Origin of the sequence: Faecalibacterium sp. BIOML-A4 (genome assembly GCF_009679665.1) — a bacterium.
GTDB lineage: Bacteria > Bacillota > Clostridia > Oscillospirales > Ruminococcaceae > Faecalibacterium > Faecalibacterium taiwanense.
Genome location: NZ_WKZG01000011.1, coordinates 59905 through 76204 on the forward strand (window position 1 = coordinate 59905; position 16300 = coordinate 76204).

The 16300-nt window shown below is 56.9% G+C and carries 12 protein-coding genes; 9 read left to right on the forward strand and 3 right to left on the reverse strand.

The window, feature by feature from the left end:
• Positions 1–180: 180 nt before the first annotated feature.
• The 3 genes from GKG34_RS08960 to GKG34_RS08970 all read right to left on the reverse strand — a co-directional run bounded on the left by GKG34_RS08960 (position 181) and on the right by GKG34_RS08970 (position 2681).
• On the reverse strand, positions 181–1029 hold the full coding sequence (locus tag GKG34_RS08960; protein ID WP_154256040.1) for a transporter substrate-binding domain-containing protein: 849 nt from the start codon (positions 1027–1029) through the stop codon (positions 181–183).
• Positions 1030–1166: 137 nt separating this feature from the next.
• Complete coding sequence (locus GKG34_RS08965) at positions 1167–1979, reverse strand: amino acid ABC transporter ATP-binding protein (protein WP_154256041.1); 813 nt, start codon at positions 1977–1979, stop codon at positions 1167–1169.
• An 18-nt stretch (positions 1980–1997) separates the two neighbouring features.
• Positions 1998–2681: an amino acid ABC transporter permease gene (locus GKG34_RS08970; RefSeq protein ID WP_097775067.1), complete on the reverse strand. Its 684-nt coding sequence runs from the start codon at positions 2679–2681 to the stop codon at positions 1998–2000.
• Positions 2682–3084: 403 nt separating this feature from the next.
• Here GKG34_RS08970 and GKG34_RS08975 point away from each other — a divergent pair, with 403 nt between their 5' ends.
• The 9 genes from GKG34_RS08975 to GKG34_RS09015 all read left to right on the forward strand — a co-directional run bounded on the left by GKG34_RS08975 (position 3085) and on the right by GKG34_RS09015 (position 16220).
• On the forward strand, positions 3085–4074 hold the full coding sequence (locus GKG34_RS08975; protein ID WP_044954102.1) for an NAD(P)H-dependent glycerol-3-phosphate dehydrogenase: 990 nt from the start codon (positions 3085–3087) through the stop codon (positions 4072–4074).
• 215 nt (positions 4075–4289) lie between these two features.
• Entirely contained in the window at positions 4290–5087 is a 798-nt protein-coding gene (locus GKG34_RS08980; protein WP_005944673.1) for a zinc dependent phospholipase C family protein, read from the forward strand.
• A gap of 53 nt (positions 5088–5140) precedes the next feature.
• Entirely contained in the window at positions 5141–6397 is a 1257-nt protein-coding gene (locus tag GKG34_RS08985) for an MFS transporter (RefSeq protein WP_154256043.1), read from the forward strand.
• Between the two features lie 650 nt (positions 6398–7047).
• A complete protein-coding gene (locus GKG34_RS08990) occupies positions 7048–9798 on the forward strand; it encodes an insulinase family protein (RefSeq protein ID WP_154256044.1) in 2751 nt (916 codons plus the stop codon).
• Between the two features lie 377 nt (positions 9799–10175).
• Positions 10176–11537 carry a magnesium transporter gene (mgtE, locus tag GKG34_RS08995; RefSeq protein ID WP_154256045.1) on the forward strand — a complete coding sequence of 454 codons (1362 nt, stop codon included), beginning with the start codon at positions 10176–10178 and terminating at the stop codon, positions 11535–11537.
• A 486-nt stretch (positions 11538–12023) separates the two neighbouring features.
• A complete protein-coding gene (locus GKG34_RS09000) occupies positions 12024–13076 on the forward strand; it encodes a substrate-binding domain-containing protein (RefSeq protein ID WP_154256046.1) in 1053 nt (350 codons plus the stop codon).
• A gap of 163 nt (positions 13077–13239) precedes the next feature.
• Positions 13240–14781 carry a sugar ABC transporter ATP-binding protein gene (locus GKG34_RS09005; protein ID WP_120080914.1) on the forward strand — a complete coding sequence of 514 codons (1542 nt, stop codon included), beginning with the start codon at positions 13240–13242 and terminating at the stop codon, positions 14779–14781.
• Positions 14782–14799: 18 nt separating this feature from the next.
• Positions 14800–15798, forward strand: a complete 999-nt coding sequence (locus tag GKG34_RS09010; protein WP_120080912.1) for a beta-methylgalactoside transporter — start codon at positions 14800–14802, stop codon at positions 15796–15798.
• A gap of 101 nt (positions 15799–15899) precedes the next feature.
• Positions 15900–16220: a hypothetical protein gene (locus tag GKG34_RS09015; RefSeq protein ID WP_154256048.1), complete on the forward strand. Its 321-nt coding sequence runs from the start codon at positions 15900–15902 to the stop codon at positions 16218–16220.
• The last annotated feature ends 80 nt before the right edge of the window (positions 16221–16300 follow it).

Consider the following 16300-nt stretch of genomic DNA (forward strand, 5'->3'; position numbering starts at 1 on the left):
TTTGCATTCAAATGCAATGAATGTGCAGAGCTGAAGAAAACGCGATTGATGCATTTGCCAGTTACGGCTCTTCCCGTGAAAAGGCAAACCCCGGCAGACCACAGTCTGCCGGGGTTTGCAATATTAAAATAAATTTTCCGCTGAAAATGCCCAGAGCAAAGCGGAAGGCATTCAAATGATTCAGTTCTCCGCAGAAATATCCTGACCGAAATACTTCTCGCTCAGCTCTTTCAGGGTGCCGTCAGCACGCAGATCATCGATGGCGGTGTTGATGGCATCCAGCAGGGTGGCGCTGGCATCGCCCTTGCGCAGAGGAATGGCAACGTGGGAGGCATCCTCGGTCTGAGCAACCAGCTTGAAATCTGCGTCCGGATGGACGTTCAGGTAATCGTAGAAGGAAACATCGGCGTTCAGGGTGGCGTCGATGCGGCCGGCAGTGAGCAGCTGGATGGTCTCTTCCAGCGTATCGATGCCCTGCACGGTGGCACCGTAGCTCTCGGCCAGTTCCATGTAGGTGGAAGCCAGACTGTTGGCGGTGGTCTTGCCCTTCAGGTCTTCAAAGCTGGTGATGTCCTCGTTGTCCTTGCGGACGGCGAGGGCGGTGTGGATGTAGCCGTAGGGCTCGGTGAAATCATAGGTCTTGGCGCGCTCGTCGGTCACTTCCACGCCGTTGCACACGATGTCGTAGCGGCCTGCGTCCAGACCGGCAAACAGGCTGTCCCAGTCGCTCTCGACGTACTCCGGCTCCACACCCAGCTTTTCGGCAATGGCGCGGGAGACTTCCACATCGTAGCCCACCAGAGTATCGGATTCGTCGTGGTAGCTCCAGGGCTGCCATGCGCCTTCCAGTGCAACGATCAGCTTGCCGCTGGACTGGATGTTGGACAGCTGGTCGCCGGCAGCAGGAGCCACAGAGGCGGCCGTACCGGAAGCAGCGGTGCTGCCGGAAGAATTGGAGCAGCCGGACAGAGTCAGCACGCCGGCAGCGGCCATAACGCTCATAAGAGAAATAAAGGTTCTGCGTTTCATAGTTGGATTCCCTTTCCTCTATAAAAATATTTGTGAAATAAACTCCTTCAGGCAAAGAGGGAGACTTTCTGGTTTTGCCAAAGGCCCCATCCCGGAGGGGGCTGTCTGCGAAGCAGACTGGGGGAGTTGGTTAAACCTCACTCGGTGTGAGCGATCTTCCGCAAAAATTCGCGGGTGCGCTCCTCTTTTGGGTTGGCGAAAAACTCATGCGAGGGAGCCTGCTCCACTACCACGCCGTTCTCCATGAAAACGGTCTTGGAGGAAACATTGCGGGCAAAGCCCATCTCGTGGGTGACCACCAGCATGGTCATGCCCTCTTCGGCCAGCTGCCGCATCACGGCCAGCACTTCGCCAGTCAGCTCCGGGTCAAGGGCCGAAGTCGGCTCGTCAAAATAGATGATCTCCGGGTCAGATGCCAGCGCACGGGCAATGGCCACGCGCTGCTGCTGGCCGCCGGAAAGCTGGCGCGGATAGTAGTCGGCTCGGTCGGCAAGGCCCACCTTTTCCAGCATCTTCATGCCAACGGCATCCGCCTGCTCTTTGGGCATTTTGCGGGCAATGATGAGGCCCTCGGTCACGTTCTGCAGGGCAGTCTTGTTGCGGAACAGATTGTAGCTCTGGAACACAAAGGCCGTCTTTTTGCGCAGCCGGGCAATGTCGGCACGGCTGGCCTGGGCAAGGTCGAACGTCTCACCGTCAAAGGTGAGCTGGCCTGCGTCGGCAGTCTCCAGAAAGTTCAGACAGCGCAGCAGGGTGGTCTTGCCGGAGCCGGAGGGGCCGAGGATGGCCACCACATCGCCCTTTTCCACGGTCAGGTCCACGCCGCGCAGCACCTGCAGCTCGCTGGTCACTTTGAGTGCACCGGGCCGGTGGAAGATGCCTGCCTGCAGGCGGGGCTTTGTGTAGGTGAAAAAGGACTTGTGGACGTTTTTGATCTCTAACATGGACATGGTTGCCACACTCCTTTCTTACTGGAAGCCGTGGGCGTTGAGCCGACGCTCCAGCAGTGCCTGCAGCTTGGTAATGACCGTGCAGAACAGCAGATACACCACGGCCACCTCACAGTAGATGGGCAGGAAGATGTAGGTGCGGGCGGCCACGCGCTGACCGGCCATGAACAGCTCGGCCACCGTGATGTTGGATGCCAGCGAGGTGTCCTTGATCATGCCGATGAGCGAGTTGGAGAGGGCGGGCACTGCGGTGCGCAGGGCCTGCGGCAGCACGATGCGGCGCATGATCTGCCACCAGCTCATGCCCACGCAGTAACCGGCTTCCAGCTGGCCCTGCGGCACGCTTTCCAGTGCGCCGCGCATGGTCTCGGCGCAGTAGGCACCCTCGTTGAAGGCAAAGGCAATGACCGCAGCAGGGAAAGCGTCCAGCATGATGCCCACGCTGGGCAGACCATAAAAGATGATGAACAGCTGCACCAGCAGCGGCGTGCCGCGGATGACCCAGATGTAGAACCGCGCGATCTGCCGCAGCACCGGCACATTGGCGTACTGCACCAGCGCAACGGCCACGGCAATGATCATGGCAAAAAAGAAGGAGACCAGCGTGAGCGGGATGGTCATGGTAAGGCCTGCCGTAAGGATACGGGGCAGGGCCTCCGCCAGCACGCTGACCGTACGGTTGGAAAGAAATGCTTCAAACATGAAAAATGTTCCCTCAGAACGGTATTCAAATACTTTGTAAATCGTAAGAACAAAGGTATTATAAGGCTTGGAGTGCGCTTGAAGTCAAGGGCTTTTTCTAAAATTCCTACAAAACCTACCAGAATACTATAGCATGAATCCGGATGGAGTGCAAACGGTTTGCTCAAAACGCGTGATGTGTACAAAAACGGACGACCCATCTGGAAAACTTTGTGCAATGCGGCAAGCGGTTGACGGCGCACCGGCTTTCGTGTACAATGAACATAACAACGCGCACCGGGCTTGGCCCGGCACAGGCGCAAATTCACCGCAGAGGGCGCAGTGCCCTTTGCGCAGTGCAGACACGGAGGACACGAACGTGACGAAGAAAAAAATTGGCGTTCTGGGTGCAGGTACCTGGGGCATGGCTCTGGCACGGATGCTGTGTGTCAGCGGCAATGATGTGCAGGTGTGGTCGGCGCTTCCGGCTGAGGTGGAGAACCTTTCCGCTACGCGGGTGCATCCCAATCTGCCGGGCATGAAGATCCCGGAAGAGCTGCAGTTTACCAAGAGCATTGAGGAAGTGTGCACCGGCAAGGATGTGCTGCTGTTTGCAGTGCCGTCGGTATTTGTGCGCTCCACCACGGCCAAGGCCCGGCCTTACATCCCGGACGGCCAGATCCTTGTGGACGTTGCAAAGGGCATGGAGCCGGAAACCTTATATACCATGACTGAGGTCATTGCCGACGAGCTGAACAAAGAGGGTGGCCCCCAAAACGCAAAGCTGGTAGCACTCTCCGGCCCGACCCATGCGGAAGAGGTGGCGCTGGACATGCCCACCACCATCGTTTCGGCCTGCCCGGATGAAGCCGCTGCCGAGTATGTGCAGGATGTGTTCAGCAACACCTGTATGCGTGTGTACACCAACGCCGACATCAAGGGCGTGGAGCTGAGCGGCGCGCTGAAGAATGTGATTGCGCTGGGTGTTGGCATCTCCACCGGCCTTGGCTACGGCGATAACGCCCGCGCAGCCCTCATCACCCGCGGCATTGCCGAGATCGCCCGGCTGGGCGTGGCCATGGGCTGCAACATCCACACCTTTGCGGGTCTGGCCGGTATCGGCGACCTGATCGTGACGGCAACCAGTATGCACAGCCGCAACAATCGTGCGGGCATTCTGATCGGCAAGGGCAAAAGCCCGGAGCAGGCCGTGAAGGAGGTCGGCATGGTGGTGGAGGGCATCAATGCCCTGCCCGCCGCCATGGAGCTGGCCGCAAAGTACAATGTGGAAATGCCCATTGTGCAGACGGTGAACGCCATCGTGAAGGAGGGCATGAGCGCCAGCGACGCGCTGCGCACCCTGATGGACCGCAACCGGAAGAACGAGATGCCGCAGGGCTACGAAAAAGTCTGAATTTTAAGGGAGAAGGCACAGCTGTCTGCAGATGGCTGTGCCTTTTTTGCTGCGCGGCCTGCCCACTGGCCGAAAACACAAAATAATTCAAATTTTTTACCAAAATCAGACGTAAAAGGGTAGAAGGTCGGGAAACTTTCTGCTATACTGAAACAGAACGCAAAAACCGGGGGACGTTTTGTGCACCCTGTCGGAGAGAAAGAGAGGAATCTGCCATGCCGTCAACTTATGCGCACCGCCGCTTCGGTGCCAATGTGCTGGAACATCTGCCGGATGAACTGCGTGCTCAGCTGGAACAGAACCGTGAGCTTTATGATATCGGCCTGCACGGGCCGGACCTGCTGTTTTATTACCATGCTGCCAAGTCCAACCCGGTGGGTGCACTGGGCAATGCCATGCACGAGGAGCCGGGGCGGGTCTTTTTTGACCGGGCGCGCAGGGTGGTGCACTGCGAGGCAGACCGGGATGCTGCGCTGGCCTATGCACTGGGTTTTGTCTGCCACTTTGCGCTGGACAGCACCTGCCACCCGTATGTGGAGCAGTTCACCCGGGAAAGCGGCGTGACCCACTGCGAGATCGAGACCGAGTTTGACAACATGCTGCTGCGCCGGGACGGATACGACCCGCTGAAGTTTTTCACAGCCAGCCATATCCACCCGTCGGAACAGAATGCAAAGACGATCGCGCCCTTTTACGAGGGCATCTCGGAGCAGGTGGCGCTGGACTCGCTCAAGGGCATGATCTCAGTGCACAGGCTGCTGCAGGCGTCCAATCCTGTCAAGCGCTGGGTGGTGCTGACAGGCATGAAGGTGGTGGGCAAATACGACATGCTGCACGGCCTTGTGGCAGATCCGCAGCCGAACCCGAAGTGCGTGAAAAGCGGCAAGCGGCTGGAAGAACTGTATGCGCAGGCGCTTCCACTGGCAGAAACGCTGATCCTGGAATTTGTGGCAAAGTTGGACACGGACCAGCCCCTGAGCAAGGCCTTTGACCACACCTTCGGGGAGTTTTGAGCGGGCACAAAAAATGAGGGTGCACCGCCCGGCGGTGCAGGGAGAGAGTAAAAATGCAAAGCGAAAAATTCAAGGTGACCCCGCTGGAGCGGTCATGGATCCTGTACGATGTGGGCAACTCGGCCTTTGTGCTGATGATCGCCACACTGGTGCCCATTTTCTTTAATGCGCTGGCCGAGGCCGGGGGATTGAGTCCGGTGAACTATCTGGCCTACTGGGGCTATGCAAGCTCGGTGGTCACGGTGATCACGGCAGTGCTGGGGCCGATTTTGGGCACGCTGGCCGATACCAGAGGCTTTAAAAAGCCCATCTTCATGCTCTGCCTGTTCGTGGGCGTGGCAGGCTGCTGTGCTATGGGCCTTGCCACTACATGGCTGCCGTTCCTGATTATCTTCATCCTTGCAAAGATCGGCTTTTCGGGCAGTCTGGTGTTCTACGATTCCATGCTGGGCGATGTGACCACCCCGGAACGCATGGATGTTGTGTCTTCGCAGGGCTATGCATGGGGCTACATTGGCAGCTGCGTGCCCTTTGTGGTGTGTCTGGCGCTGGTGCTGGGCAGCGGGGCCATCGGCCTGAGCCAGATGACCGCCCTTTCCGTGGCGCTGCTCATCACCGCTGTGTGGTGGCTGGGCACCACCCTGCCGCTGCTGCGGAGCTATAAGCAGATCAACTATGTGGAGGTAGAGCAGCACGCCATCCGGCAGAGCTTTGTGCGCATCGGCCACACCCTCAAGCATCTGCGCGAGGATAAGCAGGTGTTCTGGTTCCTGCTGGCCTTCTTCTGCTACATCGACGGCGTGTATACCATCATCGATATGGCCACCGCCTACGGCACGGCACTGGGGCTGGAGACCACCGGCCTTTTGCTGGCCCTGCTGGTAACGCAGATCGTGGCCTTCCCTTCGGCGCTGATTTTTGGTCGGCTGAGTGCAAAATACCCGTCCAGCCAGCTTATCCCGGTCTGCATCGCGGCCTACACCGGCATTGCGGTGTTTGCCTTCTTCCTGACCAGCCAGTGGCAGTTCTGGGTACTGGCCGTGCTGGTGGGCATGTTCCAGGGCGGCGTGCAGGCACTGAGCCGCAGCCACTTTGCCAAGATCATCCCGGCGGAAAAATCCGGCGAATACTTTGGCCTGTTCGACATCTGCGGCAAGGGCGCGTCCTTCCTTGGCACCATGATCGTGAGCGTGGGCAGCCAGCTGACCGGCAGCGCCAATGTGGGCATTGGGATGCTGGCGCTGCTGTTTGCAGTGGGCTTTGTGCTGTTCCGGGTGTCCTGCCGGACTGAGGGCGCAAAACAGGTGTAAAAATACGATTTAAAATTGCCGATGCTTTCGCTTTGGCAATATCAGAGGAAATATTATTTTATAATTTTGCAAACAAGCCGGCCCTGCGGGGCCGGCTTGTTTCCTTTTTCACGGGAAGGGCGCAATGGCAAACGGCATATTGCCGCTGTCAGCCGCGCAGCAGATAAAGCACAAACTTACCCGTACAGCTCGTCGCGTAAGCGACTCGAAATCGGCGGAACACAAAAAATCCTTTAGCGCAGCGATTTGGATTTTTTGTATGGAGCCTAACTGCTTTGGGGTCTAAAAGGGGCGAGTAGCCCCTTTTTCATGGATCCAGCGCGTTGAAATCGCTGTGACCTTGCTGTGCTGAACACACAGCATTTGCTGCGCAAACCGGTCTGCGGCTTAAAAGCCCCACTGGGGCTTTCATGCCCTGCGGGCACCGCCGTCCTTTCTGGTTCTCTTTTGCAACCAAAAGAGAACATACCTGGCAGTAATGCTTTTTACAAAAGGCATTAAACTCAATCTACGCGAAAACGCTCTGCACGGGAAGCAAATGGTTGAAAATCGCCCTTCTGGTTATTATTAACAAACCGGTAATTGTCTTTTTGAGCGGCGAATGATACAATAGTGTCAAACGATTTCAAAACCACAAAGGAGAAAACGAAATGGAACGATTTCCCGGTTATACCCTCGTGCGTACCGAGGACTGCCCTGAACAGCACGGAACCCTGACCGTGCTTACCCACGATGTGAGCGGTGCCACGGTGCTGCTGGTGGAAAATGAGGATACCAACAAGGCGTTTGGCATCGGCTTTGGCACCTTCCCGTCCGATGACACCGGCGTGTTCCACATTCTGGAGCACTCGGTGCTGGCAGGCAGCGAAAAATACCCGGTGACCTCGCCGTTCTTGCAGCTGCTCAAAAGCAGCATGGCATCTTTCCTGAATGCGATGACCTTCCCGGATAAGACGGTCTACCCGTTCGCTACGCCCAATGAGACCGACTTCAAAAACCTGATGGATGTCTACCTGAACGCGGTGTTCTGCCCGCTGGCCATGGTGGACAAGAGCGTGTTTGAGCAGGAGGGCTGGCACCGCAGTGCCGACGGCACCGTGAGCGGAGTGGTGTACAACGAGATGCAGGGCGCTCTGGCTGCACCGGATGCTCAGTTGGAAAATGCACTGGAACGGGCCATGTTCCCGGATACGGCCTACGGCTTTGTTTCCGGCGGCGACCCGGCCAGCATCCCGGCGCTGACCTATGAAAAGTATAAGCGGGTATATCACCGCCACTACAGCGCCGACAACTGCTGCATTACCCTCTATGGCAAAATGGATATGGCTGAAAAGCTGGAACTGCTGGACAGGGATTATCTCTCCAAAATGCCCAAGGGCACCAGCCGTCCGCAGCTGACCGTGCAGCACGAGCAGGCGGGCGCCTGCGTGGAACTGCCCTACTATACCGAAAAACCGGAGCCGGACGAGGTGCAGTGTGCTCTGGCATGGTACACCGGTGCCTTTGCAGACCGGGAGCGGCAGCTGGGCGTGGAGATCCTGCTGGATGCCCTGCTTGGCACCAATAACTCCCCGCTGAAGGCGGCGCTGCTGGCCGAAAAGCTGGGCGCAGATATTGACATTGGCTTTGACGACAGCACCCTGCAGCCGGTGCTGGAACTGGTGCTGCGCGGTGCCACCGAGGAGAGCGCTCGCAAGTTTGCTGCCGCTGTGCGCAAGGCGGTGGACGGCATTCTGGCCGAGGGCATCCCGCAGGAACTGCTGTTGGCTTCGCTGAACGCAGCAGAGTTTGCATCGCTGGAGCGCCCGGGCACCCTGCCAGACGGCGTGCTGGATGCCATCAATGCTTCCACCGCTTGGCTGCACACCGGCGACCCCACTCTGCTGCTGCACACGGACAGGCTGTTTGCTTCCCTGCGGGAAAAGATGGCCGATGGCTGGTTCAATGAACTGCTGCGTGAGCTGTTTGCACCGGCTCCGGTGCAGGTGGTGCAGGTGCCCACCCTGCCTAAAAAAGAGGAGGGCGAACCCATCCGCACCGACGGCAAGCTTGTGCTGGAGCACCCGCTGACCGTTGCCGACCTTGGCGACGGAGCAAGGACGGCCCCAGGCGAGCGGGAACTTCTGGCCGGGGCACAGCTGCTGCATCACCCTTCGGCAGGCAGCCTGTACCTGAACTTCTACTATGACCTCGGTAATGTGAAGCCTGAGGACATGCCGTATCTGGACCTGCTGACCGATGTGCTGGACGAGCTGGACAGCACCGAACACACCGCTCAGCAACTGAACACTCTGCGCAGCACATGGCTGGGCGACAGCCGCACCCAGCTGGACATCTGGACTGGGCGGCAGGAGGGTGCACCCTGCCATGCCAAGCTGAGCCTGTGTCTGAGCCTGCTGGAACGCAGTCTGGAAAAGGCTGTGGAGCTTGGCGGCGAATGGCTGTATGATACCATCCTTACCGGCCCGGCGGCAGAAGCTGCTTTTGCACGGGTGCTGAGCCAGCAGAAGTTGAACATGGAACAGCAGTTCATCCAGCAGGGCAATGTATACGCAGCCACCCGCGCCAGTGCCCACTACACGGTGGACGGTGCGGTGAGTGAACGCTGCAGCGGTGTGAGCTATTACAAGTTCCTGTGCGGCGTGCAGGAGCGCGGCAATTGGGCAGCACTGGGCGAAAAGCTGGATGCCCTGCGCACAGAGGTGCTGCAGCACGCGGAGCTGACGGTCAGCCTGTACGGCAGCGAGGATGCCCTTGCAAAGCTGCGCACTCTGCTGCCGGACAGCCGCTTTGCTGCCGAGGGCCGCGCTGCGGCAAAGCCCTATGTGGAGCCGCTGACACCGCCGGTGAACGAAGCGTTTATCATTGACGGCGGTGTGAACTACGATGTACAGGTATGGCCCATGGAGCGCCGCAGCGACCGCAAGGCGCTGGCCCGCGTGATGAGCTACGAATACCTGTGGCACAACATCCGCGAGGTGGGCGGTGCTTACGGCACCGGAATGCTCTCCTCGGACGGCGTGGAATACCTGTACACCTACCGCGACCCCCATGTAAAGGAAAGCTACGACACCTTTGCAAAAGGTCCGGCAAAACTGGCAGCACGGGAGTACACCGAAAAAGACCTGAACGATTTTATTGTGGGTACTGTGGCCAAGCTGGACACCCCCCGCAAGCCGCGTGCTGAGGCCCGCGAGACGGACCGCCGGTATTTCTGCGGCATCACTGATGAAATGATGGCGGCAGACCGCAAGGCCCTGTGTGCGGTGGATGCCGCACTGCTGAAGGAGCAGGCCGCAGAGCTGGGTGCCGCCATGGCAAACGGCGTGCGGGTGGTGTTTGGCAGCAAGGATGCTGTGGAAGCCGCAAAAGAATTGTTTCATACGGTAGAGACCCTGTAAGCAAAGAGCCTTCCATCCCGCTCGGGACATGCTCTGACAGGATAAAAGTGCCTGATGATACGAAAAATGTCATCGGGCACTTTTACTTTTTGTAAAGAAACGGAAAAATTTAAAAAGCAGGGTTGACGCGGCAAAAAAGCAGTGGTAAAGTAATGGGCGGAAAAGGCAAAAAGTGTCTTTTTACAACAGGAAAACGAGGTGGTTGTCATGGAACCTGCTGGCAGTAGCAGCAGTCTTTCTCCCCGATTATTTTATATGATGGCAGCCGCCGTTTCTGCTTTGCGCAGACCCTGCTGTGTGTGAATGCACACGGTGCGTGTTTGCGTTCCCTGAAAAGAAGAAACGAGAGCTGCCACTGAAAAGGAGGCAGCTTTTTTATGTCTGAAATCTCGATCGATACCCTCAAGACCATGCTGGCAAATCTGGACGATGCCAAGAAATACCAGAGCCTGCGGGATGTGATGGAAACTCTGCCCGCGCCCGACCTTGCGGCGGTATTTGAGGATCTGCCTGCAGAAAAGCTCCCGGTGCTGTTCCGTCTGTGCCCGAAGGATCTGGCCGCAGATGTGTTCACCGAACTGACCCCTGAGACCCAGCAGAAGCTGATCGACGGCCTGACCGATACCGAGCTGAAGGCTGTTGTGGACGAACTGTTCGTGGACGATGCCACCGACCTTGTGGAGGAAATGCCTGCCAACGTGGTCAAGCGCATTCTGGGTCAGGCCGACCCCACCACCCGCCGCATGATCAACGAGCTGCTCAAGTACCCGGAGGACTCGGCCGGCGGCGTGATGACCACCGAGCTGATGGAGCTGCGGCCGGACATGACCGTGGCACAGGCTATGGAGGCCATCCGCAGGAATGGCTTTGACAAGGAGACCATCAACAACTGCTATGTGACCGATGACAGCCGCAGGCTGATCGGCGTGGTGTCCCTGCGGGCGCTGGTGCTGGCAAAGAACACAGAAGAGCCTATCAAGGACCTGATGGATTCCAATGTGGTCAGCGTGAGCACCACCACCGATCAGGAGGATGTTTCCAACCTGTTCGAGAAATACGGCTTTCTGGCTATTCCGGTGGTGGACGCGGAAAACCGGCTGGTGGGCATCGTGACCATTGACGATGCTATCAGCATCCTGCAGGACGAGGCCAGCGAAGATATTGCAAAGATGAACGCAATCGGCCCCTCCGACAAGCCCTACTTCAAGCAGAGCATGTGGGATCTGTATAAGAGCCGTGCGCCGTGGCTGCTGTTCCTGATGATCAGTGCCACCTTCTCCAGTCTGGTCATTCGCGGATACGAGGATGCACTGGCCGCTGTGACCGTGCTGACTGCATACATCCCCATGCTGACCGACGCAGGCGGCAACGCGGGCAGCCAGAGCACCTCCACCATCATCCGCGGCATGGCGGTGGGCGATATCCAGCCCCGCGATCTGCCCCGCATCCTGTGGCGCGAGAGCCGCGTGGCCTTGCTGTGCGGCGGCACGCTGGCCGTATGCAACTTTGTAAAGCTGCTGGTGTTTGACCGCATCGCGGCTCCGGTGGCGCTGGTGGTGTGCCTGACTTTGATCTGCACCATCCTGCTCTCGCAGATCATCGGCGGCATTCTGCCGGTGGCGGCAGAAAAGCTGCATGTGGATCCGGCCGTGATGGCTTCACCCCTGATCACCACCATTGTGGATACCACCACGCTGCTGATCTACTTCAACATTGCAAAGATGCTGCTGCATCTGTAAAAGATACTCGGATCGGAATGCCCGGAGGCTTAGGAAAGCTTCCGGGCATTTTCTTTGCAAAAGGCAGGCGGCAGGAACCGGGAATGACAGGCGATTTTCAGAAAATTTCAGAAATGAAGCGAAAAAATGCGGAAGAACAGGGATGAACTATTCCTGAAAATATTTTTCAAGATATACAAGAAATAAAAAAGCTGCAAAAACCGGACGATGCAACATTTTGTAATCTTTTTGAGAGAAAAATGACATAATTTTTTTGCTTTTGTAGGAAGGTTGCAAATGTATGAAAAATTGTGATGTTTCGAGAAAAGAAATTGGCGAGCCCAAAAAGCATTTGTTGAAATAGCACAAAAGAACTCCTTCAATCTTGTGAACTTGTTCTCTTGAACAGTGGGGTGCTGCAAGGGTATAATACGAACAGGAATTACAGGTGCATGCAAGATTGCTCCTGTGAAAATGCTGAGATACGAATTGAAGGAGAACATTATTATGAAAATGATTTCGCGTCGTGACTTCCTGAAGGCATCTGCTGTTGTTGGTGCAACTGCTGCTATGACCGCCTGCGGCGGCTCTTCCAGCACCTCTACTGCTGCTTCTTCTGCTGCTGCATCTTCTGCTGCTGCTTCCAGCGCTGCTGCAACCAACGGTTCCGCAAACATCGGCGTGTGCATCTATCAGTTTGCTGATAACTTCATGACCCTGTACCGCTCCGATCTGGAAGAGTACCTGAAGGACATGGGCTACTCCGTCACCATCATGGACGGCAAGAACGACCAGAACACCCAGACCGAGCAGATCAACACCTTCCTGCAGCAGGGCGTGGACGTGCTGGTCATCAACCCCGTGCAGACCACTTCCGCACAGACCATCGTTGATACCGTCAAGCCCTCTGAGACTCCTATCGTCTTCATCAACCGTGAGCCCGACAAGAGCGTTCTGGACTCCTACGCAGACAAGTGCTGCTACGTTGGTGCTGACGCACGTCAGTCCGGTACTTATCAGGGCGAGCTGATCCTGGAGACCGAGACTCAGGGCGATATCAACGGCGACGGCAAGATCACCTACATTATGTGCAAGGGCGACCCCGAGAACATCGATGCTCAGTACCGCACCGAGTACTCCATCAAGGCCCTGACCGATGCAGGCAAGGAAGTTGAGTGCCTGTACGAGTACCTGGACAACTGGGATCAGACCACCGCTCAGCAGGACGTTGCAAACGCTCTGTCTCAGTACGGCGATAAGATCGAAGTTGTCTTCTGCAACAACGACGCAATGGCACTGGGCGCTCTGCAGTCCATCCAGCAGGCAAGCCGCACCGTCGGCAAGGACATCTATCTGGTCGGCGTCGATGCACTGGCTGAGGCTGTTCAGGACGTTCTGGATGGCAACATGACCGGTACCGTTCTGAACGATGACGTGGGTCAGGCTACCGCAGCTGCTGAGGCTACCAAGCTGTACGTCGAAGGCTCCAAGGTCGAGCAGTACTACTGGGTCGACTATGTGAAGGTGACCAAGGACAACGCTTCCGAGTACGCGAAGTAAGACCAAAGTTTTCCTGAAACAATGCAAGGTGCGCAGTGGACCTTGACGGCTTGAGCAAAGCTATAAAGCGCGTGCGTGCGAGAAATATTCTCCGCGCACGCGCCTTGTTTTGAAAAAAGGTTTTTCTGCGGCCCGATGATAAACGACAAGGAGGCTCTGCGGAATGTCAGAATACCGTCTGGTAATGAAAGGCGTGGTCAAGACCTTCCCCGGCGTCAAAGCGCTGGATCACGCCCAGTTGGAGCTTCGCCCCGGTAAGGTCATGGCGCTGATGGGTGAAAACGGCGCCGGTAAGTCCACCCTGATGAAATGCATGTTCGGCATTTACAAGATGGACGAGGGCGAAATTGAATACGAGGGCGAAAAAGTTACCATCACCACCCCTCTGGATGCACTGAACCGCGGCATTGCCATGGTGCATCAGGAACTGCAGCCGATTCCGGCACGTACTGTGGCCGAGAACATCTGGCTGGGCCGCTACCCCACCAAAAAGTACGGCCCTGTTACAGTGGTGGATCACGCCAAAATGTACAAGGATACGGAGGAGCTGCTGAAAAAGCTGAAGCTGGAGATCAATCCCCGTGCAAAGCTTGGCTCTCTGAGCATCGCACAGATGCAGATGGTGGAAATTGCAAAGGCTGTTTCCGCAAACTGCAAGGTGCTGATCCTGGACGAACCCACTTCCTCACTGACCGCAAACGAAGTTGAGTCGCTGTTCCGCATCATGCGTGAGCTGAAGGCTCTGGGCGTGGCACTGGTCTATATCAGCCACAAGATGGACGAGATCAAGGTGATCGCGGACGAAGTCACCATCATGCGCGATGGCCAGTACATCGGCAAGTGGGACGTTGCCAACATGACCAAGGAAGAGATCATTGCAAAGATGGTCGGCCGTGAGCTGTCGAACCTGTATCCCCCGCTGGAGAACCATCCCTCGGACGAGGTGATGATGAAGGTGGAGGACTTCACCTCCATCCATCCGCGCTCCTTCCGCCACTGCAGCTTCGAGGTCAAAAAAGGCGAGATCCTGGGCGTGGCCGGTCTGGTGGGCGCACAGCGCACCGAGCTGATGGAAGGCATCTTCGGCCTGCGTGCCCATACCTCCGGTAAGGTGTGGATCAAGGGCGAAGAGGTGAACATCAAGCAGCCCCGCGACGCCATCCAGAAGAGCGTGGCTCTGCTGACCGAGGACCGCCGTGCCACCGGCATCATGGGTGTGCTGAGTGTTGCCGATAACATCTCCATTGCATCGCTGGATGCCCTGCGCAAGGGCCCCATCATGCTGGACAACAAGAAGATCCTGGATCTGGTGGCTACCAACAAGGAAAAGATGGCCATCAAGGTACCCAGCCCCAAGACCCAGATCAAGAGCCTTTCCGGCGGCAACCAGCAGAAGGTGCTGATCGCCCGCTGGCTTGCCAACAACCCCGATGTGCTCATTCTGGACGAGCCTACCCGCGGCATCGACGTCGGTGCAAAGTATGAAATTTACTGCATCATCGCCGATCTGGCCAAGCAGGGCAAGAGCATTATCATGATCTCCTCTGAAATGAGCGAGATCATCGGTATGTCCAACCGTGTCATGGTCATGTGCGATGGCCGCATCACCGGCTTTATCGACGGTAAGGATGCCACGCAGGAGAACATCATGGCGCTGGCTACCCAGTTCGAGACCGCACCTGACGCAGCTGCGGCAAATCAGTAATTAAGGAGGCTGTCTATCGTGGAAGCTACCAAAAAATTGAATGGCAAGGCTGTGGGCAAGTGGCTCAGCAACAACGCCATTATCATGATGATGCTGGCAATCACTCTGATCGTTGGCATCATGCACCCCAACTTCTTCTCCGGCACCAACATGATCAACCTGTTCAAGAACGTGTCCATCCGCTACATCATCGCGCTGGGCATTTCCGGCTGCCTGATCACCACCGGTAACGACCTGTCCGCTGGCCGTCTGGCTGGTTTTGCCGCATGTCTGGCCTGCATTTTTGCGCAGACCGAAGGCGCTTCCGGCAAGTTCTATCCCAATATGCCCACCCTGTCCACCCCCGTGGTGTTCATTCTGGTCATTGCCATCTGCGCCATCGTGGGTCTGTGCAATGGTCTGGTGGTCAGCTACCTGAAGGTGCAGCCCTTCATTGCTACCTTGGGTATGCAGCAGGTGGTCTACGGTATCTGCCTTGTGTACACCGGCGGTACCCCCATCGGCTCTTTGAACAAAAACTTCACCTCTCTGGCCTCCAACACCATCATCGGTGTGCCCGTGCTGATCTGGATCGCTTTGGTGGTGGCTGCATGCTTCTGGTTCCTGTACAACAAGACCCGCCACGGCAAGTACATGTACGCCATCGGCGGCAACGAAGCTGCTGCTGAGGTGGCCGGTGTCAACGTGCACGCTACCAAGATCCGCATCTACATTCTGGCCTCCTGCATGTTCGGTCTGGCAGGCTGCCTGCTGGCTGCAAAGTCCGGCGGCGCATCCGTCAACACTGCAATGGGCTATGAGCTGGACGCCATCGCAGCCTGCACCATCGGCGGTGTTTCCACCACCGGCGGCGTTGGTACTGTGCCCGGCGTTCTGGTCGGCGTTCTGGTCTTTGAACTGATGAAGGTGGCTCTGCAGTTCATGAACGTGAACTCCTCCTACACCTACATCGTTCAGGGCCTTGTCATTATCGTGGCTGTGGCTATCGATATCCGCAAGTATCTGGCAAAGAAGTAAGAGCTTTTTCTGTGGGTCGTCTGCTTTTGGGCAGGCGGCCCGCTTTTTTTATTTGCATTTGTGTGGTATCATAAAGAAAAACACCATCAGGAGGTGTGCTTATGGCACAGGAAAACCGAACAAGGGAGCAGTTCACAGAGGAGCTTGCCCGGCGGGAAGCTGCCCTTGCGGCCCGGGAAGAACAGCTTGCACGGGAGCAGGCAGAGTTGGCCGCGCAGAAGGCGGATTTTGAGGAGGGCAAAAAGAGCCTGCTCAACAACGGTGACAAGAATTTTGTGAATGCGAAAGAAAAAATGTACGACCATTTTCCGCTGACAGTGCACCAGATGGATATTATCATCGGGGTACTGTTTGCACTGATCGCACTGTTCCTTGTGCTGGGGGTGACCCATACCAGCTTCTTCGGGCTGTTCGGAGGGTAAGTGCATTCCTTTTCTGCAGCAGGTGATTGCATTTCATCCGCAATGTGCGTATAATTTAGGATAAAAGCTCTGCCGCACTG

What these genes read in the sequence shown, in the direction of transcription:
- GKG34_RS08975 (WP_044954102.1), top strand. Translation starts at nt 3,085, where the DNA reads ATGGCTCTGGCACGGATGCTGTGTGTCAGCGGCAATGATGTGCAGGTG.
- GKG34_RS08960 (WP_154256040.1), bottom strand. Translation starts at nt 1,029, where the DNA reads ATGAAACGCAGAACCTTTATTTCTCTTATGAGCGTTATGGCCGCTGCC.
- GKG34_RS09000 (WP_154256046.1), top strand. Translation starts at nt 12,024, where the DNA reads ATGAAAATGATTTCGCGTCGTGACTTCCTGAAGGCATCTGCTGTTGTT.
- GKG34_RS08965 (WP_154256041.1), bottom strand. Translation starts at nt 1,979, where the DNA reads ATGTCCATGTTAGAGATCAAAAACGTCCACAAGTCCTTTTTCACCTAC.
- GKG34_RS08985 (WP_154256043.1), top strand. Translation starts at nt 5,141, where the DNA reads ATGCAAAGCGAAAAATTCAAGGTGACCCCGCTGGAGCGGTCATGGATC.
- GKG34_RS09005 (WP_120080914.1), top strand. Translation starts at nt 13,240, where the DNA reads ATGTCAGAATACCGTCTGGTAATGAAAGGCGTGGTCAAGACCTTCCCC.
- GKG34_RS08990 (WP_154256044.1), top strand. Translation starts at nt 7,048, where the DNA reads ATGGAACGATTTCCCGGTTATACCCTCGTGCGTACCGAGGACTGCCCT.
- mgtE (WP_154256045.1), top strand. Translation starts at nt 10,176, where the DNA reads ATGTCTGAAATCTCGATCGATACCCTCAAGACCATGCTGGCAAATCTG.
- GKG34_RS08970 (WP_097775067.1), bottom strand. Translation starts at nt 2,681, where the DNA reads ATGTTTGAAGCATTTCTTTCCAACCGTACGGTCAGCGTGCTGGCGGAG.
- GKG34_RS08980 (WP_005944673.1), top strand. Translation starts at nt 4,290, where the DNA reads ATGCCGTCAACTTATGCGCACCGCCGCTTCGGTGCCAATGTGCTGGAA.
- GKG34_RS09015 (WP_154256048.1), top strand. Translation starts at nt 15,900, where the DNA reads ATGGCACAGGAAAACCGAACAAGGGAGCAGTTCACAGAGGAGCTTGCC.